General features: G+C 72.9%; 21 protein-coding genes. 3 read left to right on the forward strand and 18 right to left on the reverse strand.

Translation table 11 applies throughout. From position 1 onward, the window contains the following. Positions 1-41: 41 nt before the first annotated feature. The 7 genes from D0Z67_RS09075 to D0Z67_RS09105 form a co-directional block, all read right to left on the reverse strand. A complete protein-coding gene (locus tag D0Z67_RS09075; RefSeq protein WP_031179612.1) occupies positions 42-401 on the reverse strand; it encodes an MmcQ/YjbR family DNA-binding protein in 360 nt (119 codons plus the stop codon). Beyond that, complete coding sequence (locus tag D0Z67_RS09080; protein WP_031179611.1) at positions 398-1,696, reverse strand: hemolysin family protein; 1,299 nt, start codon at positions 1,694-1,696, stop codon at positions 398-400. The genes D0Z67_RS09075 and D0Z67_RS09080 overlap by 4 nt, the downstream gene beginning before the upstream one ends. Before the next feature lie 16 nt (positions 1,697-1,712). Beyond that, the gene (gene ybeY, locus D0Z67_RS09085; protein ID WP_031179610.1) at positions 1,713-2,210 is read right to left on the reverse strand and encodes an rRNA maturation RNase YbeY; all 498 of its coding nucleotides are present in this window, start codon (positions 2,208-2,210) and stop codon (positions 1,713-1,715) included. 12 nt (positions 2,211-2,222) lie between these two features. Then, positions 2,223-3,275, reverse strand: a complete 1,053-nt coding sequence (locus D0Z67_RS09090; RefSeq protein WP_078873070.1) for a PhoH family protein — start codon at positions 3,273-3,275, stop codon at positions 2,223-2,225. A 560-nt stretch (positions 3,276-3,835) separates the two neighbouring features. Next, positions 3,836-4,990 carry a carbohydrate kinase family protein gene (locus D0Z67_RS09095; RefSeq protein WP_031179608.1) on the reverse strand — a complete coding sequence of 385 codons (1,155 nt, stop codon included), beginning with the start codon at positions 4,988-4,990 and terminating at the stop codon, positions 3,836-3,838. 118 nt (positions 4,991-5,108) lie between these two features. Further along, entirely contained in the window at positions 5,109-6,389 is a 1,281-nt protein-coding gene (locus D0Z67_RS09100; protein WP_031179607.1) for a glucarate dehydratase family protein, read from the reverse strand. Beyond that, positions 6,386-7,336 carry a 5-dehydro-4-deoxyglucarate dehydratase gene (locus D0Z67_RS09105; protein WP_031179606.1) on the reverse strand — a complete coding sequence of 317 codons (951 nt, stop codon included), beginning with the start codon at positions 7,334-7,336 and terminating at the stop codon, positions 6,386-6,388. Before D0Z67_RS09105 ends, D0Z67_RS09100 begins: the two co-directional genes overlap by 4 nt. 544 nt (positions 7,337-7,880) lie before the next feature. On the opposite strand from D0Z67_RS09105, the gene D0Z67_RS09110 reads away from it, so the two are divergent. After that, positions 7,881-9,197 (forward strand): MFS transporter, encoded by a 1,317-nt coding sequence (locus tag D0Z67_RS09110; RefSeq protein ID WP_031179605.1) that lies wholly within the window; start codon positions 7,881-7,883, stop codon positions 9,195-9,197. Here D0Z67_RS09110 and D0Z67_RS09115 read toward each other — a convergent pair whose 3' ends face one another. The 10 genes from D0Z67_RS09115 to hrcA all read right to left on the reverse strand — a co-directional run bounded on the left by D0Z67_RS09115 (position 9,198) and on the right by hrcA (position 19,942). Next, a complete protein-coding gene (locus D0Z67_RS09115; protein ID WP_031179604.1) occupies positions 9,198-10,202 on the reverse strand; it encodes an adenosine deaminase in 1,005 nt (334 codons plus the stop codon). Positions 10,203-10,231: 29 nt separating this feature from the next. After that, positions 10,232-11,146, reverse strand: a complete 915-nt coding sequence (locus D0Z67_RS09120) for a ribonuclease Z (protein WP_031179603.1) — start codon at positions 11,144-11,146, stop codon at positions 10,232-10,234. A gap of 6 nt (positions 11,147-11,152) precedes the next feature. Further along, positions 11,153-11,506 (reverse strand): histidine triad nucleotide-binding protein, encoded by a 354-nt coding sequence (locus D0Z67_RS09125; RefSeq protein WP_031179602.1) that lies wholly within the window; start codon positions 11,504-11,506, stop codon positions 11,153-11,155. A gap of 97 nt (positions 11,507-11,603) precedes the next feature. After that, complete coding sequence (locus D0Z67_RS09130; RefSeq protein WP_031179601.1) at positions 11,604-14,816, reverse strand: S41 family peptidase; 3,213 nt, start codon at positions 14,814-14,816, stop codon at positions 11,604-11,606. A 50-nt stretch (positions 14,817-14,866) separates the two neighbouring features. Continuing rightward, positions 14,867-15,394 carry a hypothetical protein gene (locus tag D0Z67_RS09135; protein ID WP_078873068.1) on the reverse strand — a complete coding sequence of 176 codons (528 nt, stop codon included), beginning with the start codon at positions 15,392-15,394 and terminating at the stop codon, positions 14,867-14,869. A 77-nt stretch (positions 15,395-15,471) separates the two neighbouring features. Further along, the gene (locus tag D0Z67_RS09140; protein ID WP_031179599.1) at positions 15,472-15,864 is read right to left on the reverse strand and encodes a VOC family protein; all 393 of its coding nucleotides are present in this window, start codon (positions 15,862-15,864) and stop codon (positions 15,472-15,474) included. Position 15,865: 1 nt separating this feature from the next. After that, positions 15,866-16,612, reverse strand: a complete 747-nt coding sequence (locus D0Z67_RS09145) for a 16S rRNA (uracil(1498)-N(3))-methyltransferase (RefSeq protein WP_031179598.1) — start codon at positions 16,610-16,612, stop codon at positions 15,866-15,868. After that, positions 16,609-17,709: a nitronate monooxygenase gene (locus D0Z67_RS09150; protein WP_051887491.1), complete on the reverse strand. Its 1,101-nt coding sequence runs from the start codon at positions 17,707-17,709 to the stop codon at positions 16,609-16,611. Before D0Z67_RS09150 ends, D0Z67_RS09145 begins: the two co-directional genes overlap by 4 nt. A 76-nt stretch (positions 17,710-17,785) precedes the next feature. Further along, positions 17,786-18,925, reverse strand: coding sequence for a molecular chaperone DnaJ (gene dnaJ, locus D0Z67_RS09155; protein WP_031179596.1), 1,140 nt, complete (start codon positions 18,923-18,925; stop codon positions 17,786-17,788). Next, the gene (gene hrcA / locus D0Z67_RS09160) at positions 18,926-19,942 is read right to left on the reverse strand and encodes a heat-inducible transcriptional repressor HrcA (RefSeq protein WP_031179595.1); all 1,017 of its coding nucleotides are present in this window, start codon (positions 19,940-19,942) and stop codon (positions 18,926-18,928) included. A gap of 169 nt (positions 19,943-20,111) precedes the next feature. On the opposite strand from hrcA, the gene D0Z67_RS09165 reads away from it, so the two are divergent. Together D0Z67_RS09165 and D0Z67_RS09170 are read left to right on the forward strand one after the other, a co-directional pair. Then, positions 20,112-20,834 (forward strand): MBL fold metallo-hydrolase, encoded by a 723-nt coding sequence (locus D0Z67_RS09165; protein WP_031179594.1) that lies wholly within the window; start codon positions 20,112-20,114, stop codon positions 20,832-20,834. 34 nt (positions 20,835-20,868) lie between these two features. Continuing rightward, positions 20,869-21,678, forward strand: coding sequence for a DUF3097 domain-containing protein (locus tag D0Z67_RS09170; protein WP_031179593.1), 810 nt, complete (start codon positions 20,869-20,871; stop codon positions 21,676-21,678). Here D0Z67_RS09170 and D0Z67_RS09175 read toward each other — a convergent pair. Then, entirely contained in the window at positions 21,656-22,234 is a 579-nt protein-coding gene (locus tag D0Z67_RS09175) for a Uma2 family endonuclease (protein ID WP_031179592.1), read from the reverse strand. The two genes, D0Z67_RS09170 and D0Z67_RS09175, sit on opposite strands and share 23 nt — an antisense overlap. Between the last annotated feature and the right edge of the window lie 7 nt (positions 22,235-22,241).

The raw sequence follows: 22,241 nt of genomic DNA on the forward strand, positions 1-22,241 counted from the left end.
CGCGCCGTTGACACGGGCCCGCCTCGTACCCGTAGGGGTCTTCAGGGGCGGTCGAGTCTCAGGCGCTCGGACTTCGGCAGGCCCGCGACGACGAGGTCGTAGGAGTCCTCGATCAGTTCCTTCACCAGGGCGTCGGGCAGGTCGGCGTCCACCGTGACGGTGTTCCAGTGCCGTTTGTTCATGTGGTAGCCCGGCACGATCAGGCCCTCGTGGTCGGCCCGCAGGCGCTGGGCGTCCTCCGGGTCGCACTTGAGGTTGACCGTCAGGGGCCGCGCGTCCAGTGCCGCGAGGGCGAACATCTTGCCCAGCACCTTGAAGACCGAGGTGTCCGGGTTGAAGGGGAACTCCTCCTCCACCGCGTTGAAGGACAGGCAGAGGGCGCGCAGCTCCTGGGGCTTCATTCCGTGCTCTCCTCCCGCGCCGGGACCCCGGCGGGCTCGACCAGTACCGTCACGATCTTGTTCCGGCGACCGGCGGCGGCCTCGGCGGTCAGCTTCAGCCGTCGCTCATCGGGCAGTTCGACCTCGGCGCTCGCGCCGGCGATGGGCACGCGGCCCAGTGCCTTCGCGAGCAGTCCGCCTACGGTTTCCACGTCCTCGTCGTCGTACTCCTCCAGGCCGTACAACTCGCCGAGGTCGGTGATGTCCAGGCGGGCGGTGACCCGGTGGCGGCCCTCGCCGAGGTCCTCCACGGGCGGGAGTTCACGGTCGTACTCGTCGGTGATCTCGCCGACGATCTCCTCCAGGATGTCCTCGATGGTGACGATCCCGGCCGTGCCGCCGTACTCGTCGATGACGACGGCGACGTGGTTGCGCTCCTTCTGCATCTCGCGCAGCAGGTCGCCCGCGTTCTTGGTGTCCGGGACGAAGACGGCGGGGCGCATCGCGGTGGAGACCAGGTCGTTCTCGGCGTCGCGGTTGATGTGCGTCTTGCGGACCAGGTCCTTCAGATACACGATGCCGACGATGTCGTCCTCGCTCTCCCCGGTCACCGGGATGCGGGAGAAACCGGAGCGCAGGGCGAGGGTGAGGGCCTGCCGGATGGTCTTGTACCGCTCGATGACGACGAGGTCGGTGCGCGGCACCATCACCTCGCGGACCAGGGTGTCGCCCAGCTCGAAGACGGAGTGCACCATGCGGCGCTCCTCGTCGGCGATCAGCGACTCCTGCTCGGCGAGGTCGACCATGGCGCGCAGCTCCGCCTCGGAGGCGAAGGGGCCGCGCCGGAAGCCCTTGCCGGGGGTGAGCGCGTTGCCGAGGAGGATCAGCAGCGAGGGCACCGGGCCCATGACACGGGCCAGCGGCAGCAGCACGTAGGCGGCGGCGGTCGCGGTGGACAGGGGGTGCTGGCGGCCGATGGTGCGGGGGGAGACGCCGACGGCGACGTACGACACCAGCACCATCACCGCGATGGCGACCAGCAGCGCCTGCCAGGTGGCGTCGAAGGCGCGCAGGCAGGCGTAGGTGACGAGGGCGGCGGCGGCCATCTCGCAGGCGACGCGCACCAGCAGGGCCACGTTGAGATAGCGGGTGGGGTCGGCGGCGACCTGCGCCAGCTTGGCGCTGCCCCGACGGCCGGACTTGACGGCCTCCTCGGCGCGGAAGCTGGAGACGCGGGCGATGCCCGCCTCGGCGCAGGCGGCGAGCCAGGCCACGACGATCAGCGCGACCGCGCCGATCACGATCTGCGGACTCATTCGGGTACCGGCCGCCCTACGAGACGGTCGGCGCCGGCGACGGCCCGGTCAGGCCGCGCTCGGCCCGCCAGCCGTCGACGATGGCGGCCTGGAGGCCGAACATCTCGGCCTTCTCGTCCGGCTCCTCGTGGTCGTAGCCGAGGAGGTGCAGCACGCCGTGGACGGTGAGCAACTGGAGCTCCTCGTCCATGGAGTGCTCGGTGGGCGCGTCCTTGCCCTGCTGGGCCGCGACCTCCGGGCACAGGACGATGTCGCCGAGCAGGCCCTGCGGGGGCTCCTCGTCGTCCTTGCCCGGCGGGCGCAGCTCGTCCATCGGGAACGACATGACGTCCGTCGGTCCCGGCAGGTCCATCCACTGGATGTGGAGCTGCTCCATGGCGTCGGCGTCCACGACGATCACCGACAGTTCGGAGAGCGGGTGGATGCGCATCCGGGCGAGCGCGTAGCGGGCGATGTCGAGCACCGCCTGCTCGTCCACCTCGGTGCCGGATTCGTTGTTGACGTCGATCGACATGGTCGTGCTGGTCTACTTCCCCTTGGAGCCCTTGGCCCCGGTCTTGCCCGCGGCCTCGTGGCTGTCGTACTTCTCGTACGCGTCGACGATACGGCCCACCAGCTTGTGCCGGACGACGTCCTGGGAGGAGAGACGGGAGAAGTGCACGTCCTCGACGCCCTCCAGGATGTCCTGCACCTGCCGCAGACCGCTCTTGGTGCCGCCGGGGAGGTCGACCTGGGTCACGTCACCGGTGATGACGATCTTCGAGTCGAACCCGAGCCGGGTGAGGAACATCTTCATCTGCTCGGGGCTGGTGTTCTGGGCCTCGTCCAGGATGATGAAGGCGTCGTTCAGGGTGCGGCCGCGCATGTACGCCAGCGGGGCGACCTCGATCGTGCCCGCCGCCATCAGGCGGGGGATGGAGTCGGGGTCGAGCATGTCGTGCAGGGCGTCGTAGAGCGGGCGCAGGTACGGGTCGATCTTCTCGTACAGGGTTCCCGGGAGGAAGCCGAGCCGTTCGCCGGCCTCGACCGCGGGGCGGGTCAGGATGATGCGGTTGACCTGCTTGGACTGGAGCGCCTGCACGGCCTTCGCCATGGCGAGGTAGGTCTTGCCGGTACCGGCGGGGCCGATGCCGAAGACGATGGTGTGCTTGTCGATGGCGTCGACGTAGCGCTTCTGGTTCAGGGTCTTGGGGCGGATCGTGCGGCCGCGCGAGGACAGGATGTTCTGCGTCAGCACCTCGGCCGGGGTCTCGGGGCCGTCGCTCGTGCCGTTGTCGCTCGCCCTGAGCATCGCGATCGAGCGTTCCACCGCATCCTCCGTCATCGGCTGCCCGGTGCGGAGCACCAGCATCATCTCGTCGAACACACGCTGGATCAGGGCGACTTCCGCCGGTTCGCCGACCGCGCTGATCTCATTGCCCCGGACGTGGATGTCGGCCGCCGGGAAAGCCTTCTCGATCACGCGCAGGAGGGAGTCGCCGGAGCCCAGCACGGTCACCATCGGGTGCTGTGCGGGAACGCTGATCCGTGCTCTCGCCTGGTCCTGCGCGGAGGTGTGAGCTGTCGGTGTCTGAGTCATGGGCCGGCACTGATGGCCTGCGATTCCTCCTCATCCCGGCCACCCCCGACGGGGGCCTCGGCTCCTCAAGCCTACGCCGCACCCCCGTCAACCCCGCAGTGCTTTTCACCCACGAGAGTGCCTGCGGCGCCTTGGCGGGGGAGGAGGGGTGTCGGCGGGGCCGGACTGGAGGGTGCAGGTCTCGCGTCGAGCGCGGGTGCCTGCGGCGCTTCGGCAGGTTGGGGGGTGATCCGCAGTGGCGGGCGAGAAACGCCGGTCCGGTGGGGCACCGGGGCGGGGGCGGCGTCTCGGGTGACGGGGAGGTCGGGTGGCGTCGGTGTGAAGGGCAACGGTGCGGTGCTTTGGCGGGTGAGGGTGCTGGCACCGTAGGGGCCCAGCTGGTGCCAGGCGCCTGCGGGCGGCGGTCGTGGGTCTCGGCGCGGATGTCCGGCGTGCTCCGGTACGTGGGACCAGCGGTGGCGGGCCGGCGCGGCCGGGCGAGGTGGGGCCGTGTGGCCGCTGCTTCGGCGGGCCGCCTGGGCGCCGGGCCGGCGGCGAATCCCGGCCGGTCCGCCGGAGGCTTACGCGTTGCGGCCGAAGCCGATGGTCGGGACTGCCCGGCGGAGGGGCCAGGGGCGGTCGAGGTGGGCGGGGATGAGGGGGTCAAGGAAGGCGTAGCGGCGCAGGGCCGCCGGGTTCTGGGTGTCGAGGGACTGCACGCGGCGCCACCAGGCGCCGATCTCGGACCAGCCGGGGGCGGAGAGGGAGCCGCCGAACTCCTGGACGGAGAGGGCGGCGGTGAGGCCGGCGAGGGCGAGGCGGTCGGCGAGGGGCCAGCCGGCGAGGGTGCCGGTGACGAAACCGGCCACGAAGACGTCGCCCGCGCCGGTGGGATCGAGGGCCTCCACCGCGATGGCGGGCACCTCGGCGGTCTCGCCGGTACGCCGGTCCACCGCGTACGCCCCCTCCGCGCCGAGGGTGACGACCGCGACCGGTACGTGTTCGGTGAGGGCGTGCGCGGCCGCCTTGGGGCAGGTGGAGCCGGTGTAGCGCATCGCCTCCTCCGCGTTGGGCAGGAACGCCTCGCAGTGCTCCAGGTCGGCCAGCCCGGCCAGGTCCCAGGCACCGGTGTCGTCCCAGCCGACGTCGGCGAAGATCCGGGTGCCCTCACGGGCGGCCTGCGCGATCCAGGGCGCACGGCGGCCCGGCGTGAGCGAGGCGACGGCGGCACGCGCGGGCGGCGGGCAGTCCGGCGCGGGCTCCTCCGGGGGCGGCTCGTGGCCGTGGGAGATCATCGTGCGCTCCCCCTCGTACGCCATGGAGACGGTGACCGGCGAGTGCCAGCCGGGCACCGTGCGCGAGGGGGTGAGGTCGATGCCCTCGCCCCGCGCGAGCGCGTCCCAGCAGTACTCCCCGTAGTGGTCGTCCCCGAAGGCCGCCGCCAGCGAGGTGCGCAGGCCGAGGCGGGCCAGCGCGGCGGCCATGTTGGCGACCCCGCCGGGGCTGGAGCCCATCCCGCGCGCCCAGGACTCGGTACCGCGCACGGGGGCGGTGTCCAGGCCGGTGAAGACGATGTCCAGGAAGACGGTGCCGGTGAGGTAGACGTCCCAGGGCGGATCGCCGGGGGCGCGCAGCGCGGCGAGCGGGTCGACCTGGGCCTGGTGGCGCGCTGTCCGGGTGAGGTGCTCCGGGTCGCCTCCGGTTTCCTCTCCGGCGATCGCGTGGGACGGCATCAGTGCGGGCTCCCTGACGTGGTGCGGATCTGGCCAGTGTGCACCACCGACCGGCCGGTGACCGAGGGTTCGGCGGCCGGAACCCGATGGTTCCAGGGGGCTCGCGGGGTCGCGCGGGGGGTCACCAGCGGGGCATCACCGGGGTCTGCCAGTCCGGGTCCGCGACCCGCATCGCGGCGCTGTCGTCGCGGTCGCGGAAGGTGCCGTCGTCGTGGAGCCAGCGGTGGTGGAGGCGGGCGAGGGCGTCGTGGTCGAGTTCGACGCCGAGGCCGGGGCGGTCGGAGACGGTGACGTGGCCGGCGGTGAACGGGACGCGCTCGGTGAGCACGTCCTCGGCCTGCCACGGGTAGTGGGAGTCGCAGGCGTGGTGGAGGTTCGGCACGGTGGCCGCGACCTGGGTCATCGCGGCGAGGCTGATGCCGAGGTGGGTGTTGGAGTGCATGGACACCCCGACCCCGAAGGCCGCGCAGACCGCCGCGAGGTGCCCGGTGTTGCGCAGCCCGCCCCAGTAGTGGTGGTCGGAGAGCACCACCTGGACGGCGTCCCGGGTGAACGCCTCCTTGATCTCCCCGAACGTGGTCACGCACATGTTGGTGGCCAGTGGCACCCCGGTCCGCGCGGCCACCTCGGCCATCGCGTCGGTGCCCAGTACCGGGTCCTCCAAGTACTCCAGCAGGCCCCCGAGTTCGTCCGCCACCTTCAGCGCGGTCGGCACCGACCACGCCCCGTTGGGATCGAGCCGCAGCGGCCGCCCGGGGAACGCCTCGGCGAGGGCGCGTACCGCCTCGGTCTCCTCCTCCGGCGCGAAGAACCCGCCCTTGAGCTTGAAGGAGGAGAACCCGTGCCGCTCGGACAGCGCGCGGGCCTGCGCGACCACCCCGGCCGGGTCGAGCGCGGCACCCCACTCGTCCGGGGCCGCCCCGGGATGCGCGGCCCACTTGTAGAAGAGGTAGGCGCTGTACTCGACGGAGTCCCGCAGCCTGCCGCCCAGCAGCGCGTGCACGGGCAGTCCGAGCGCCCGCCCCTGCGCGTCCAGGCAGGCGACCTCGAAGGCGGAGAGCACGGACAGCCGGAGCTTGTCGGCGCTCTGCACCCCGCGCAGCCCGCCCGCGTCGACCGCGCCCCGCACCCGGCTCTCGTCCACCGCGAGGTCGAGGGAGAACAGCGCGTTCACATCCGTGACCGACCGCCCGACGAGCCGTTCGGCGAGCGGGCGGGCCAGCTCCAGGTACTTGGTGTCGCCGTACGTCTCCCCGAGTCCGGTGGCCCCGCCCGCCGTGACCACCTCCACGATCAGCCGGGGGGTGTAAGGCTGGTGCACGCCCTGGGTGTTCAGCAGCGGCGGGTCGGCCACCAGGACCGGGGTGAGGCGCACCTCGGTGACGGTCAGCTCCGGGATCACAGGGCGGCTCCCACGAGGTCGAGTCCGGCGGCGAGCACGTCCTTGAGGGCGGCGAGGTCGGCGGCCGAGGGGTCGGCCAGGGGCGCCCGCACCGGTCCCACGCGCGCTCCCCTGAGCCGGGCGGCGGCCTTGACCAGGGAGACGGCGTATCCGGGGACCCGGTCGCGGAGTTCCACGAAGGGGACGTAGAAGCCGCGCAGCAGCCGGTCGGCCGTGTCCTCGTCCCCGGCGCGCAGGGCGGTGCGGAAGGCGCCGGCGATCTCGGGGGCGAAGGCGTGCACGGCGGAGGAGTACGCGGGTACGCCGACGGCGGTGTAGGCGCGGGCCTGGACCTCGGCGGTGGCGGCGCCGTTGAAGAACAGGAACCCCTCGGGCGCGGCCAGGGTGAGCCGCTGGAGGCGGTCGAGGTCGCTGTGCCCGTCCTTGAGCCCGATGACGTTCGGGATGCGGGCGATGTGCCGCAACGAGTCCACGGTGTAGGCGACTTGGTCCCGCTGGTAGGCGATGAGCGGGAGCCGGGTGCGGGCGGCGAGCTGGGTGAGCTGAGCGACGAGCCCGCTCTGCGGGGCGGCGACGAGGTAGTGCGGCAGGACCAGCAGGGCGTCCGCCCCGGCCTCCTCCGCGATCCGGGCGAAGCGCGCGGCCTGCGCCCAGCCGTAGCCGGTACCGGCGACGACGGGGACCCGCCCGGCCGCCTCCTCGACAGCGACCGTGACGACCTGGCGGTACTCGTCCTCGTCCAGGGAGAAGAACTCCCCGGTGCCGCAGGCCGGGAAGAGGGCGCCGGGCGCGGCGGCGAGCCGGTCGGCCACATGGGCGCGGCAGCCCTCGCGGTCGAGGGTGCCGTCCTCGTGGAAGGCGGTGAGCGGGAAGGAGAGCACGCCCGCCGCCATCCCCTCCCGCAGCCGCCGGGCCACGTCCTGCGGAGCGCCGCTCACCCGCACCATCTCCTCTTGTGAATGCCGTCCATGTATGAGAACAGAGGCTAGATACACCCATCAGGGCCGTCAATGGGGTGAGCCGTCCACGGACGGAGGGAGCGACCGGGAGCGAGTGGAGGCAGGCGGGCGCGGAGCGGGGGCGCGCAACAAAGAGCCCCACCCCGCTCGGAAGCGGGATGGGGCTCTGTTCGGAGCGCCGGGCAGGCCTTGCACCTGCATTTCCCCGCAGGAAGCGGGGCGTCTTTCCTTGGACCACCAACGCACTGTCCGCCACCGGGAGTTCCGGCGACCGCGACGTGAACAACCATAGCGTATCCCGGAGTTCTGTGCGATCACCGTCCGCGCGTTCGAGCGCGAAATCTGTTGTGCCTACCCGTCGCCGCACGGGCCAAACGTGATAGTGATCTGAATCACATCGGCCCGGCTTCTTCTCGAAACCGCGTGCTTGATACAACTTGCTCGCGCGCTCCCGTCGAACAGACGGCCGTCGCCCCTCCCCCCTCTTTCACTCCTCGTCGAGCTGTCGCTCACGCCTGCCCTGGGAACGCCCGTGTTCGCCCCCCGCTCCTTGCCCTGGCCCCTCGTCGCCCTTTTCACGGCCGGGTACCTCGCCTCGTATCTGCTGCCGACCACGGTCGGCCGTCTCGACAGCGCGCTGCCGCTGTCCGCCACCCAGGCCGGTGCCATCGGCAGTGCCCTGCTGCTGAGTTCGGCGTCGGCCGGGTTCACGCTGGCCGCCCGCGTGGACCGGTTCGGCGCCCGTGCGCTGGCCCGGACGGGGATAGTCCTGGCCGTCCTCGGCTACGGCTCGGCCGCGCTCACCGGCTCCGTCCCCGCCGTGGTGCTGGGCGCGGTCGTCGGCGGGTTCGGCTCCGGCACGATGACGGCGGTCGCCGCGAGCGGCATCGCCGCCGGACGCGACCCGCACCGGGCCACCACGTCCGGGCTGCTGGTGGTCTCGGCGCTGGCGGGCGCGCTCTATCTGACGATCCCCCGCCTCGGTCCGGGCCACGGGCTGCCGCTCGGCGCGGTCGCGCTGACCGCGCTCGCGGTGTGGCCGTTCACCGGCCGGCTGCCCGCCCGCACCGCCCCGGCGGCCGGTTCCGACGGCATACGGCGGCCGCTCCCCCACCGCCGGGCCGGACTGCTGCTGGCCGCGACGATGCCGTGCTGGTCGCTGGCGCAGAACGCGCTGTGGGGCGTCAGCGGGCGCATCGGCCTCGGGCAGGCGCACCTCACCGAGATCACGGTCGGCGCGGTGTTCGCCATAGCGCTGGGCGCCGGTCTGCTCGGCGTGGCCGGCGCGAGCGCCCTCGGCCCCCGGCTGGGCCGCGCGCTGCCGATCGGTCTCGGCACCGCGCTGATCGCGGGCTGTATCGCGCTCAGCGCCTCGGCCACCGACCTGCCGTCCTTCGCGCTGGGCGAGATCGCGTGGAACCTCTGCTACCCGGTGGTGCTCTCCTACGTGATCAGCCTGGCCGCAGCGCTCGACGCACGCGGCCGCTGGGCGGTGCTGGTCGGCTCCGCCGCCTCGCTGGGCACGGCCGCCGGACCGCTGACCGGCAGCCTGCTGTCCGCTCGCGCGGGCTTCCCCGCGATGGGCGAGATCCTGGCGGCCATACTGCTGCTGGCGGCCGTCCCGATGGCCGCGGTCGCCCTGCGCACGGCCCCCCGCCGCCTGCGGGTGGTGGAGATCTCCCTGCGCCGGACGCCCGTGCCGGTGCCGGACCTGGCCGTCACGGACACGGCCGCCAGGGTCGCGCCGGTCACGGTCGGGGGTGTCACCGTCCGGGACCTGGCCGCCAAGGGCATCCCGGCCGTGCACATCCCCCTCACCGACACCCCGGCCGCGACCGTCTCCGCGTGACTACGCCTCGCCGCGCGGGAATTCGTACGCGTCGACCTCCGCCAGGTACCGCGCCCGGCGGGGTTCGTCGTCCTCCAGGAAGGAGGCGAGGAAGGAGTTGCGGGCCAGCTCGCGCATCCGGTCCTCGGTGAGGCCCAGGGTCTGCTGGACGGCGGTGAAGTTGTCGTCCGCGTAGCCGCCGAAGTAGGCGGGGTCGTCGGAGTTCACCGTGCACATCAGCCCCGCCTCCAGCATCGCCGGGAGCGGGTGGTCGGCCAGCGTGTCGATGGTGCGCAGGCGGACGTTGGACAGCGGGCACAGGGTCAGCGGGACACGGTCCCGGACCAGCCGCTCCACCAGCGCCGGGTCCTCCACGGAGCGCAGCCCGTGGTCGATCCGCTCCACCCCGAGCAGGTCCAGGGCCTGGACGACGTACTCCGGCGGACCCTCCTCACCGGCGTGCGCGACCCGGCGCAGGCCGAGCGCGGCGGCGGCGTCGTAGGCCTCGCGGAACTTCACCGGCGGGTGGCCCACCTCGGCGGAGTCCAGGCCGACCCCGGTGATCCGGTCCAGGTACGGCTTGGCCGCGTCCAGCGTGGCGAGCGCCGACTCGGCGGACTCGTCGCGCAGGAAGCACATGATCAGCTTGGTGGAGACGCCGTGGGTCTCCACGCTGCGGCCCAGCGCCCGCCACAGCCCCTCGATCACGGTCCCCATCTCCACCCCGCGCGCCAGGTGGGCCTGCGGGTCGAAGAAGATCTCCGCGTGCCGCACCCCCTGCGCGGCGGCGCGGGCCAGGTAGGCGTCGGCCAGCTCCTCGAAGTCCTGCTCGGTGCGCAGGACGGCCATCAGCTCGTAGTACAGGTTCAGAAAGGACTGGAGGTCCTCGAACCGGTACGCGTGGCGCAGGGCCTCGGTGTCGGCGTAGGAAAGCTCGACGCCATTGCGCTCGGCCAGACGGAACGCAAGCTCCGGCTCCAGTGTGCCTTCGATGTGCAGGTGCAGTTCAGCTTTGGGGAGGGGCATCGAAATATCGTACGCCCGCGTCGGGACGCTCAGCGGCGCTTGGGGAGCGGCACGCGGTCCAGGTCGCGGGCGACCGTCAGCTCGCCCGCGAAGCCGGCCGCGCGGGCCTGCCGCTCGAACTCGGCGGGGGATGAAGGACCGGAGTAGCGCTGGCTGAAGTGGGTGAGGACGAGGTGCCGCACCCCGGCGTCCCGGGCCACGGTCGCCGCCTGCCCGGCGGTCAGGTGGCCGTGCTCCTCGGCGAGCGTCACGTCCTCGTCCAGGAAGGTGGACTCGATGACGAGCAGGTCGCAGCCGTCGGCGAGGGCGTGCACACCGGGGCAGAGCCGGGTGTCCATGACGAACGCGAACCGCTGCCCGCGCCGCGTCTCGCTGACCTCCGCCAGCTCGACCCCGCCGAGCGAGCCCTCCCGCTGGATACGGCCCACGTCCGGGCCCGCGATGCCGTGCGCGGCGAGGCGGTCGGGCAGCATGCGGAGCCGGTCGGGCTCGACCAGCCGGTAGCCGTAGGACTCCACCGGGTGGGAGAGCCCGTACGCCTCCAGGGTGTAGGAGGGGGTGGTGGCCAGCGGGCCGTCGGTGTCGACCGGTGCCTCGGTGAGGCCGACCGTCTCCCGGTAGGCGGTGGCGTACCGGAGGCGGTCGAAGAAGCGCTGCCCGGAGCGAGGGTAGTGCGCGGTGACCGGGTGCGGCACCCGGTCCAGGTTGATCCGCTGGATCACCCCGGCCAGACCCAGGCTGTGGTCGCCGTGGAAGTGGGTGACACAGATCCGGTTCAGGTCGTGCGCGGCGACCCCGGCGCGCAGCATCTGCCGCTGGGTGCCCTCACCGGGGTCGAAGAGGATGCCCTCGCCGTCCCAGCGCAGCAGGTAGCCGTTGTGGTTGCGGTGCCGGGTCGGGACCTGGCTGGCGGTGCCGAGGACGACCAACTCGCGTACGGACATGGAGGGTTATCCGGGGGGCCAGTTCAGGCCGCGACCGCCGAGGACGTGCGCGTGGGCGTGCCAGACGGTTTGTCCGGCGCCGCTTCCCGTGTTGAAGACGGTGCGGTAGCTCTCCAGGGACTCGCCTTCGGCGACTCCGCGGGTCTCCGCGAGGACGTCCGCGGCGAGTTGCGGGGCTTCTGCGGCGAGTTCCGCTGCGTTTTTGTAGTGGGCCTTGGGGATCACCAGGATGTGGGTGGGGGCCTGGGGGTTTATGTCCCGGAAGGCGAGGGTGGTGTCGGTTTCCCTCACCACGTCTGCGGGGATCTTGCCCGCGATGATGTTGCAGAAGAGGCAGTCTTCTTGGGGTTCGCCGGCCATCTAGCTGCGCTCGCTTTCGCCGATGATCTTTGCCTTCGGCATCCTAGTCGTTCGGGTGCGGGTGCGTTGTGGTTGCTCGCGCAGTTCCCCGCGCCCCTCAGGTGGGCAGGCCCGGCGGGGTTTTTGCCGGGTCCCTCTCCAGTGCTTCCAAGGCCAGGTCTATTGCCTTGTCCAACTGGGGGTCCTCGTCCCGTGCCCAGTCCTGGGGGCGCATGGGGATTTCCACGTCCGGGTCCACGCCGTGGTTTTCCACGTCCCAGCCTGCGCCCTCCAGCCAGAAGGCGTATTTGGGCTGGGTGATGATCGTGCCGTCGACCAGGGTGTAGCGGCTGTCGATGCCGATGACTCCGCCCCAGGTGCGGGTGCCGACGACCGGGCCGATGCCGAGGGCGCGGATCGCGGCGTTGACGATGTCGCCGTCCGAGCCGGAGAACTCGTCGGCGACGGCGACCACCGGGCCCCGGGGGGCGTCCTGGGGGTAGCTCTCGGGGCGCATGCCCCGGGGGAGGTCCCAGCCGACGACGCGGCGGGCGAGTTTCTCGACGATGAGCTGGGAGGTGTTGCCGCCCCGGTTCTCGCGGACGTCGACGACCAGGCCCTCGCGGGCGACCTCCACGCGCAGGTCGCGGTGGATCTGGGCCCAGCCGGGGGCCTGCATGTCGGGGACGTGGAGGTAGCCGAGGCGGCCGCCGGAGCGTTCGTGGACGTGGGCGCGGCGGCCGGCGACCCAGGCGTGGTAGCGCAGCGCGTCCTCGTCGGCGAGCGGGACGACGACCGCGTGCCGGGGCTCGCCGCCGCCGGCCGGGGCGACGGTCAGCTCGACGGGCTTCCCGGCGGTGCCGAGCAGCAGCGGGCCGGGCCCGGCGACCGGGTCGACCGGGTGGCCGCCGACGGCGAGGAGGGTGTCACCGGGGCGTACGGCGACCCCGGGGGCGGCGAGCGGGGAGCGGGCCTGGGGGTCGGAGGTCTCCGAGGGCAGCACCCGGTCGACGCGCCAACCACCGTCCTCGTGGCGGGAGATGTCGGCGCCGAGCAGCCCCTGGCGGGCGTCGTCGCCCCATTCGCCGTGCGGCATGACGTAGGCGTGCGAGGTGCCGAGTTCGCCGTGCACCTCCCAGAGGAGGTCCACGAGGTCGTCGTGGGTGGCGAGGCGGTCGAGGACGGGGCGGTAGCGGTCCAGGACGCCGTCCCAGTCGACGCCGCCCATGTCGGGGCGCCAGAAGTTGTCCCGCATGAGCCGGCCCGTCTCGTCGTACATCTGCCGCCGTTCGGCGACGGGGTCGACGGTGTGCCGGATGCGGCCGAGGTCGACGGTGACGCGGGCGTCGCCGTCCTCGTCGTCGGGGGCGCGGCGGTCGGCGGGGACGACGCGGAGCCTGCCGTCGCTCCACAGCAGGACGCGGCGGCCGTCGCCGGTGACCTCGAACTCGTCGGCGTCGGCGGCCAGGTGCTCCAGCCGGTGCTGGGCGAGGTCGTAGCGCTCCAGCCCGGTCTTGGGGTCGGGGGCGTCCGGGGTGGCGCGGGAGGCGCCGAGGACACCGCGCACCGGATGGCGCAGCCAGAGCACCCCGTCCTTGGCGGCGCGCAGGTTGCCGTACCGGGCGGCCTCGACGGGGAAGGGCACGATGCGGTCGCCGAGCCCGTCGAGGTCGACGCGGGTGGTGGGGGTGCCCTCGGCGCCGGGGGTCTCGTCCCGCTCGGGGGTGCCGAAGGGGCGGCCGTGGCGCTGCGGGCCGAAGGGGGACGGTGTCGTGGCGGCGAGGGTGATGAGGTGGGGGCGGGCGCCTTCCACGAAGGCCAGGTCGAAGACGTGGGTGTCGAAGACGGGGTCGAAGGCGCGGTTGGAGAGGAAGGCGAGGTGGCGGCCGTCGAGGGTGAAGACCGGCTCGTAGTCGGCGAAGCGCAGCGGGGTGGCCTCGGTGACGGTGAGGTCGGTGGTGGCGGCGAGCCGGATCTGGGAGAGCGGGCGGGGGCCGGGGTGGGCCCAGGCGAGCCAGCCGGAGTCGGGTGAGAAGGCCAGGCCGTGCGGGTCGCCGTGCTCGCTGCGGTCGACCTCGCGGATCTCGCCGGTCTCCCGCTCGACCAGCAGCAGCCGCCCGTCGTGGGAGGCGACGGCGGCGCGGGTGCCGTCCGGGGACATGGCGAGTTCGAGGACGCGGCCGAGTCGCCCGGCGGCGAGCCTGCGCGGGGCGGTGCCGGGGGCGAGGCCGGTGGCGGGCGCGAACTCCAGCGCGTCGTCGCCCTCGGCGTCGGTCACCCACGCCACCCATTCCTCGCCGTCCGCGCGGAAGGCGCGCGGCAGCCGGGCCCGTACGCCGGGCGCGGCGGCCAGCGCGCGGGCCGGTCCGGCGCGGTGGGTTACCCAGTGGACGGTGCCGCGCACCGCGACCGCGCTGCCGCGCCCGGTGTGGTCGGGGGTGGCGGAGTCCAGCCAGCGGGCGGCGTCCAGGACGAAGGGCTGGAGGTCGGTACGGGGGCCGCCGAGCCGGATGCCGGGGCGGCGGGGTTCGGCGCCGTCGAGGTCGTCCAGCACCCAGAGCTGCCCGGCGCTGACGTACACGACCCGGGTGCCGTCGCTCGCCGCGTGCCGGGCGTAGAAGCCGCCGAGCGGGGTGTGGCGGCGTAGGTCGGAGCCGTCGGCGAGGGAGGAGTACAGGGCGCCGGTGCCCTCGTGGTCGGAGAGGAAGGCGAGCCGGTCGCCGACCCAGGAGGGGTACTCGAGGTTGCCGTCGAGTTCCTCGTGCAGCCGGACGAACTCGCCGTCGCCGTCCCGGTCGATCCACAGCTTGCCCGCGGTGCCGCCCCGGTAGCGCTTCCACGCGGAGGCGTCCCGGTTCATCGTGGCGGACAGCAGCACGGTGTGCGGGCCGTGGGCGACGGTGCCGACGGGGCCGTACGGGAGGGTGGCGGCCGGGCCGCCGTCCAGCGGGACGGTACGGGCCCAGCTGTGGCGGGTGCTGTGCCGTCCTGCGGCGGTGACCGCGAGGATCTCGCCGTCGGGGGTCCAGTCGCGGACCTGGGTACGGGCGTTGCCCCAGTGGGTCAGGCGCCGGGAGGGTCCGCCGTCCACGGGGGCGGTGTGCACCTCGGGGGCGCCGTCGCGGCGGGAGGTCCAGGCGAGGGTGGTGCCGTCGGGCGAGATGCGGGGGTGGTTCACGGGGACGCCGTCGGCGCTGACCCGCCAGGCCCGGCCGCCGTCCAGCGGGGCGACCCAGACGTCGCCCTCGGCGGTGAAGGTGACCAAGTCGCCCCGCACATGCGGGAATCGGAGGTACGAGGCGCTGTTTTCCGTAGCTGCACCGTGAGTCACGCGATCACCCTACGCGCGAACGCCCCTGATCGGACCCGGAATTGATCAGTCTATTTGCCCTGGACCGGCCGGCACGACGGGTCGTTCTCGCACCACAGGGTGCGGGTGACGGTGACGGTCACCGTGGGCCGGGGCTGTCCCGGCGGCCGGTAGGTGGCGGGCGGGGTGTAGGCGGGGGCGGCTTCGCAGTTGCCGAGTCCGTTCACCCGGAAGACCTGGCGTCCGCCGACTTTGCCGACGAGATCGCCGCGCACACAGGCCCCGTTCACCGCGCGGGTCACCTTGCCGGTGACGGTGATGTCCCGCCCGTCCTTGGTCTTCCCCTGGCAGTCGACGGTGACCACGGTGGACTCGCTCGGCGACCCACCTGCCGACGGCCCGCCGTCCTGCCGCCCGGTGCAGGTCAGCCAGCTCACGTCCACGTCACGCTTCTTCAGCGCGTCGGTGGCCGTCGAGTCGGTGGTGTACGCGACCGAGGCCGCCCCCAGCTCCCCCGGCTGACACGCCGTCACCGCACCGACGGCGAGCACCACGAGCCCACCGGCGGCGAGCACCCGAACCCCACGCGAAGCCCCCATACACCCAGCGTCCCACCGCCACCCTCTCGGCGGAAGCCCGCATACGGCCAGTCACCCGAACGTGCGGCACGGGCCCGTCAGCCCCGCATCAGCAGCCACTCCTGCAGCTCCACCAGGTTCCCCTCGGGGTCCTCGATGTGGGCCACCCGCATCCGGTCGGTGAACTCCGCCGGGCCGTGCGCCAGCCGACCACCCCGGCCGGTGATCCCGGCACAGTAGCCGTCGAGGTCGTCCACCCGGAGGACCACCAGCGAGCGGTGACCGGTGGCGGGTCCGGCCAGCTCCGGCAGGACCTCGGCCATCGAGGCGCGGTCCTGGAGGGCGATGCCCGCCGACCCGGCGTGCGGGCTGAACTTCTCGTACGGGCCCTCGGTCGCGCCCGACTGGGGGCGCAGGCCGAGGACTTCGGCGTAGAAGCGGTAGCAGGCGGCGAAGTCCGTGACGAGCAGGCGTACTTGGGCCAGTTCCATGTCAGGACCAGCGTCCGGTGCGGCCCAGCAGGAGGGCGGTCGCGGCGGTGCCGGCGGTGGAGGTGCGCAGGACGGACGGGCCGAGGACGCAGGCGCGGGCACCGGCCTCCTCGAAGAGGGCCAACTCGTCGCGGGAGACACCGCCTTCGGGGCCGACGACGAGCACGATCTCGCCCTCGGCGGGGAGTTCGGCGGTGGCCAGCGGGACGGACTCGTGGCCGAAGTCGGAGTGCAGCACGGCGGCGAAGTCGGCCTTCGCGAGCAGCGCGGCGACCTGCTTGGTGGAGGCGGCGTCCGCGACCTCGGGGAAGCGGACCCGGCGCGACTGCTTGCCGGCCTCCCGGGCGGTGGAGCGCCACTTGCCCAGCGCCTTCAGCCCGCGCTCGCCCTTCCACTGGGTGATGCAGCGCGACGCCTGCCAGGGCACGATCGCGTCGACCCCGGTCTCGGTCATGGTCTCCACGGCGAGTTCGCCCCGGTCGCCCTTGGGCAGCGCCTGCACGACGGTGATACGCGGCCGGGGCTCGGGCTCCTCGCGCACCTCGGGCAGGTCGACGATCAGCCGGTCCTTGCCCTCGGTGCCGGTGACCCGGCAGACCGCGTACCGCCCGGCGCCGTCGGTGAGGACGACCTCCTCACCGGGCTCCAGCCGCTTCACCGAGACGGCGTGCCGCCCCTCGGGTCCGTCGAGCACATAGCGGGTGCCGTCCGTGCGGAAGTGGTCGACGACGAAGACGGGCGCGGTCATCGCGCGTCCCCTCCCTGGGCTCGGACGGGTCGGTGGTGGCGCCCCGACTCGCCCCGTACGAGGTTGAGTTCGGCGGCGAGGGTGCGGACGAGTTCGGCGGCGGGCAGCGGGCGGGCCATTCGGTGGCCCTGGCCCGCCCAGAGCGACATGCCCTGGGCGTCCCCGGCGGCGGTGGCGGCCTTGCGCAGCGGCGAGGTCAGATGGTGCACGTCGGGGTAGGCGGGGGGCGCGTACGGCCCGTGCTCGCGCAGGAAGCGGTTGGTCAGGGCGCGCGCCGGGCGGCCGGAGAAGGCGCGGGTCAGTTCGGTGCGCGGGAAGACCGGGTCGGTCAGCGCCCGCTTGTGGACCTCGGGGGCGCCGGACTCGGGGGTGGCGAGGAAGGCGGTGCCGAGCTGGGCGGCGGTGGCCCCGGCGTCGAGGACGGCGGCGATCTGGGCGCCGCACATGATGCCGCCGGCGGCGACGACCGGGATCTCCACGGCCTGCGCGACCTGGGTGACCAGGGACAGCAGGCCGAGCCCGGCGCCGTCGTTCTCCGCGAGGTCGCGGTGGGTGCCCTGGTGGCCGCCCGCCTCGATGCCCTGCGCGATCACCGCGTCCGCCCCGGCCCGCTCGACCGCGCGGGCCTCCTCGACGGTGGTGGCGGTGACCAGGGTGACGGTCCCGGCCCGGCGCAGCGCGGCCAGCGCCTCCGGGTCGGGCACGCCGAAGTGGAAGGAGACGGCGGCGACGGGATCGTCCAGCAGGACGGCGAGCTTGGCGTCGTAGCCGTCGTCGCGGCCGCCGTCGGGGTCGCCGGTCTCGGTCTCGTACCAGGCGGCCTCACCGGCCAGTTGCTGCGCGTACAGCTCGACCGCGCCGGACTCGGCGTGGGCGGGCTGGGGCAGGAAGAGGTTGACGCCGAAGGGGCGGCTGGTCAGCCCGCGCAGGCGCTTGATCTCGCGGTACATGCCGTCGGCGGTCTTGTAGCCGGCGGCGAGGAAGCCGAGCCCTCCGGCCTCGGAGACGGCGGCGGCCAGTTCCGGCACGGCGACACCGCCCGCCATCGGGGCCTGCACGATCGGATGCACGACGAGATCGGCCAGTGCGGAGGACATGCCCGCATGGTGTCATGTCCGCCTGACAAGTCCGAATCCGGTCCGGACGTGGGGGCGCACGCGGCGCCCCCCGCCCTCAGCGTCCGTTGAACGCGTCCTTCAGCCGGGAGAACAGCCCCTGCTGGCCGGGCTGGAACTGACCCGTGGGCCGCTCCTCGCCGCGCAGCTTGGACAGCTCCCGCAGCACCCGCTCCTGCTCGGCGTCGAGCTTGGTCGGGGTGGTGACCTCGACGTGCACGATCAGGTCGCCCCGGCCGCCGCCACGCAGGTGCGTGACGCCCCGGGTGTGCAGCGGGATCGACTGGCCGGACTGGGTGCCGGGCCGGATGTCGACCTCCTCCATGCCGTCCAGCGTCTCCAGCGGCACCTTGGTGCCGAGGGCCGCGGCCGTCATCGGGATGGTGACCGTGCAGTGCAGGTCGTCGCCGCGCCGCTGGAAGGTGGAGTGCGGCAGCTCGTGGATCTCCACGTACAGGTCGCCGGCGGGGCCGCCGCCGGGGCCGACCTCGCCCTCGCCCGCGAGCTGGATGCGGGTGCCGTTGTCGACACCGGCGGGGATCTTCACGGTGAGCGTGCGCCGGGAGCGGACCCGACCGTCGCCCGCGCACTCGGGGCACGGGGTCGGGACCACGGTGCCGAAGCCCTGGCACTGCGGGCAGGGGCGCGAGGTCATGACCTGGCCCAGGAAGGACCGGGTGACCTGGGAGACCTCGCCGCGGCCGCGGCACATGTCACAGGTCTGCGCGGAGGTGCCGGGGGCCGCGCCCTCGCCGCTGCACGTGTTGCAGACGACCGCGGTGTCGACCTGGATGTCCTTGGTCGTGCCGAAGGCCGCCTCGTCCAGCTCGACCTCGATCCGGATCATCGCGTCCTGGCCGCGCCGGGTGCGCGAGCGCGGGCCGCGCTGCGACGCCGTACCGAAGAACGCGTCCATGATGTCGGAGAAGTTGCCGAAGCCGCCGGCCCCGAAACCGCCCGCGCCACCGGCGCCGCCGGCCTGCGAGAGGGGGTCGCCGCCGAGGTCGTAGACCTGCTTCTTCTGCGGGTCCGACAGCACCTCGTAGGCGGCGTTGATCTCCTTGAACCGCTCCTGGGTCTTCGGATCGGGATTGACGTCCGGATGCAGCTCGCGCGCGAGCCTGCGGAACGCCTTCTTGATCTCATCCTGCGACGCGTCGCGGCGCACGCCGAGAACGGCGTAGTAATCCGTGGCCACTTACGACTCCGCCAGGATCTGTCCGACGTACCGTGCCACTGCGCGTACCGCTCCCATCGTTCCCGGATAGTCCATGCGGGTCGGTCCGACCACGCCGAGCTTGGCAACCGCCTCGCCGCCCGAACCGTAGCCGACCGACACGACGGACGTGGAGTTGAGTCCCTCGTGGGCGTTCTCGTGCCCGATACGCACGGTCACGCCCGGATCTTTGGCTTCGCCGAGGAGTTTGAGGAGCACGACCTGTTCCTCCAGGGCCTCCAGCACGGGCCGGATCACCAGGGGGAAGTCATGTCCGAAACGGGTGAGATTGGCGGTGCCGCCGATCATCAGCCGTTCCTCGTTCTCCTCGACCAGTGTCTCCAGCAGAGTGGAGAGCACTGTGGAGACCGTACCGCGATCCTCCGCCTCGAAGGCATCGGGGAGGTCCTCGACCAGTCGCGGTACGTCGCTGAACCGGCGGCCGGCCACCCTGCTGTTGAGCCGCGCGCGCAGGTCCGCGAGCGGTGCCTCGCCGCACGGGGCGGGGCAGTCGACCATCCGCTGCTCGACCCGGCCGGTGTCGGTGATCAGCACGAGCATCACGCGGGCGGGCGCGAGTGAGAGCAGTTCCACATGCCGCACGGTGGACCGGGTCAGCGAGGGGTACTGCACGACGGCGACCTGCCGGGTGAGCTGCGCGAGCAGCCGGACGGTGCGGGCCACGACGTCGTCGAGGTCGACCGCGCCCTCCAGGAAGTTCTGGATCGCGCGCCGCTCGGGCGCCGTCATCGGCTTCACACCGGCGAGCTTGTCGACGAAGAGCCGGTAGCCCTTGTCGGTGGGGATGCGTCCGGCGCTGGTGTGCGGCTGGGCGATGAAGCCCTCCTCCTCCAGCGCGGCCATGTCGTTGCGCACGGTGGCCGGGGAGACGCCGAGGCTGTGCCGTTCGGTGAGGGCCTTGGAGCCGACGGGCTCCTCGGTGCCGACGTAGTCCTGCACGATGGCGCGCAGTACCTGCAGCCTGCGTTCGCTGAGCATGCGCACCTCCGTCACGTCGCCCCACGGCCCTTGCTTCGTCCCGCCTGGCACTCTGCGCGTGCGAGTGCCAGACATCCCCGGCCAGTGTACGGCCGTGGGGTGCCCACCGGGCAAGGTCGGTACGGTCCGCCCGGCTTGTCCCCGGCTCGTTCCCGGCTAGCGTGCGGGCATGACCGTGACTTGGGAAGACCTCGGGTGGGAGCGCCTGGCCGAGGGGGTGGGCCGGTGCCGGCTGCCGGGGTGGGACTGCACGGTGGGTCTGGTGGTGGGCGCGGGCACGGCACTGGTGGTGGACGCGGGGTCGGGCCTCGCCGAGGGGGCGGCGCTGCGGGCGGCGGTACGGCGGCTGGCCGGGCGGGATGTGACCCATCTCGCGCTGACCCACCCCCACTTCGATCATGTCCTGGGCGCTCCCGCCTTCGCCGGGGCGGAGGTCTACGGCGCGGTCGGCCTGGACGTGGTGTTCCGCCACGAGCGGGAGGCGCTGCGGCGGGACGCGGTCGAGCACGGGGTCCCGGCCGGGGAGGCGGAGGCCGCCACGGCCGCCCTGGTGCCGCCCGCGCACGCGGTGTCCGGCGAGTGGACGCTCGACCTCGGCGGCGGCCGCCAGGTGCTGCTGGCCAACGTCGGCCCCGGGCACACCGCCCACGATCTCGCGGTGCTGGTGCCAGGCTCCCCCGAGGTCGTCTTCTGCGGCGACCTGGTCGAGGAGTCCGGCGAGCCGCAGGCGGGGCCGGACGCGGTGCCGTCCCGCTGGCCGGACGCGCTGGACCGGCTGCTGGCCCTCGGCGGCGCGGACGCGCTGTACGTGCCCGGTCACGGAGCGGTGGTCGACGCGGCCTTCGTACGACGCCAACGCGACGCCCTGGCAGCCCGTTTCGGCGTGTCCTGAGAGTCGCGCGGCGACTTCTCCTATCGTCATTGGAATGCGCGACTACTCCCCCGACCTGACCGCCCCCTGGAAGAAGCCGCAGCCGGTGCCCGAGGTGGCGGCGGAGGCGGGACTGGTGGTGGAGGAGCCCGGTACCGGGTTCTGCGGGGCGGTGATCCGCTGCGAGGCGGGCACGGTGACGCTGGAGGACCGCTTCGGCAAGCACCGGGTGTTCCCGCTGGAGCCGCGCGGCTTCCTGCTGGAGGGCCGCCCGGTCACCCTGGTCCGCCCGACCGCCGCCCCGGTGAAGCCCGCCCGCACCGCCTCCGGCTCAGTCGCCGTGCCCGGCGCCCGCGCCCGCGTGGCCCGCGCCGGGCGGATCTACGTCGAGGGCCGGCACGACGCCGAGCTGGTGGAGAAGGTCTGGGGCGACGACCTGCGCATCGAGGGCGTCGTCGTGGAGTACCTGGAGGGCGTGGACGACCTGCCGTCGATCGTGGCCGAATTCGACCCCGGCTCCGACGCCCGCCTCGGCGTCCTGGTCGACCATCTCCTGCCCGGCACCAAGGAGTGGCGCATCGCCCAGTCGGTCACCAGTGACCACGCCCTGGTGGTGGGCCACCCGTACATCGACATCTGGGAGGCGGTGAAGCCCTCGGCCCTGGGCATCCCCGCCTGGCCCCGCGTCCCCCACGGCCAGGACTGGAAGAAGGGCGTCTGCAAGGCGCTGGGCTGGCCGGAAAACACCGGTGCGGTGTGGCAGGCGATCCTGGCGAAGGTGACGTCCTACCGGGACCTGGAGCCGGAGTTGCTGGGGCGGGTGGAGGAACTGATCGACTTCGTCACGGATAGCGGTGGGGCCTGACGGCCTTGTAGGTGCCAAAATCGGTGGTGTCGACCTCGACATCGAGGCACTCCAACGGGAGGGGCGCGCCGAACTTCGTGACTCTTTGCGCCCGGTAGTCGGCCTCCTCACCAACGCCGACCGGCTCCGTAAGCAGTACACAGTGGGCCATGACCGGATCGATGATCAGGTAAGCGGGCACCCCGCCAGCGGCGTAGATCGACCGCTTCACACCATAGTCGCGATCGACACTCGTCTTGGAGACGACCTCAACCACCAGGGTGACCAGTGAGGACGGCAGAAGACGCCACGAGTCCGGAGCCACTCCGGGCTCCAGCACCAACAGATCGGGCACGGACTCACTCGCCTCGTTCGCGATGTCCAGATCTGTCGTCTGGAGCCGTTCCCAACGCTGCGGCGGAATCTGGTCCTGCACTGCCGTCACGATCCGGTTGTGCACCAGATCAGGCGCGGCCATCATCACGACTTCCCCCCGGAGAAGCTCGATCTTGATTCCCTCGGGAGGCTCGAACTCCTCGAAGAACCTGGTCATGCCACGATCGTCCACAGCGGTCATCTCCGCA

Origin of the sequence: Streptomyces seoulensis (assembly GCF_004328625.1) — a bacterium.
In the GTDB taxonomy this organism is placed as follows: Bacteria; Actinomycetota; Actinomycetes; order Streptomycetales; family Streptomycetaceae; genus Streptomyces; species Streptomyces seoulensis.

Coding starts and splice junctions, on each gene's coding strand:
- D0Z67_RS09135 (WP_078873068.1), bottom strand. CDS start 15,394: ATGGGGGCTTCGCGTGGGGTTCGGGTGCTCGCCGCCGGTGGGCTCGTG.
- D0Z67_RS09080 (WP_031179611.1), bottom strand. CDS start 1,696: ATGAGTCCGCAGATCGTGATCGGCGCGGTCGCGCTGATCGTCGTGGCC.
- D0Z67_RS09145 (WP_031179598.1), bottom strand. CDS start 16,612: ATGACCGCGCCCGTCTTCGTCGTCGACCACTTCCGCACGGACGGCACC.
- D0Z67_RS09125 (WP_031179602.1), bottom strand. CDS start 11,506: ATGGCCGGCGAACCCCAAGAAGACTGCCTCTTCTGCAACATCATCGCG.
- hrcA (WP_031179595.1), bottom strand. CDS start 19,942: ATGCTCAGCGAACGCAGGCTGCAGGTACTGCGCGCCATCGTGCAGGAC.
- D0Z67_RS09170 (WP_031179593.1), top strand. CDS start 20,869: ATGCGCGACTACTCCCCCGACCTGACCGCCCCCTGGAAGAAGCCGCAG.
- ybeY (WP_031179610.1), bottom strand. CDS start 2,210: ATGTCGATCGACGTCAACAACGAATCCGGCACCGAGGTGGACGAGCAG.
- D0Z67_RS09120 (WP_031179603.1), bottom strand. CDS start 11,146: ATGTCCGTACGCGAGTTGGTCGTCCTCGGCACCGCCAGCCAGGTCCCG.
- D0Z67_RS09075 (WP_031179612.1), bottom strand. CDS start 401: ATGAAGCCCCAGGAGCTGCGCGCCCTCTGCCTGTCCTTCAACGCGGTG.
- D0Z67_RS09150 (WP_051887491.1), bottom strand. CDS start 17,709: ATGTCCTCCGCACTGGCCGATCTCGTCGTGCATCCGATCGTGCAGGCC.
- D0Z67_RS09140 (WP_031179599.1), bottom strand. CDS start 15,864: ATGGAACTGGCCCAAGTACGCCTGCTCGTCACGGACTTCGCCGCCTGC.
- D0Z67_RS09105 (WP_031179606.1), bottom strand. CDS start 7,336: ATGGTGCGGGTGAGCGGCGCTCCGCAGGACGTGGCCCGGCGGCTGCGG.
- D0Z67_RS09115 (WP_031179604.1), bottom strand. CDS start 10,202: ATGCCCCTCCCCAAAGCTGAACTGCACCTGCACATCGAAGGCACACTG.
- D0Z67_RS09090 (WP_078873070.1), bottom strand. CDS start 3,275: ATGACTCAGACACCGACAGCTCACACCTCCGCGCAGGACCAGGCGAGA.
- D0Z67_RS09175 (WP_031179592.1), bottom strand. CDS start 22,234: ATGACCGCTGTGGACGATCGTGGCATGACCAGGTTCTTCGAGGAGTTC.
- D0Z67_RS09165 (WP_031179594.1), top strand. CDS start 20,112: ATGACCGTGACTTGGGAAGACCTCGGGTGGGAGCGCCTGGCCGAGGGG.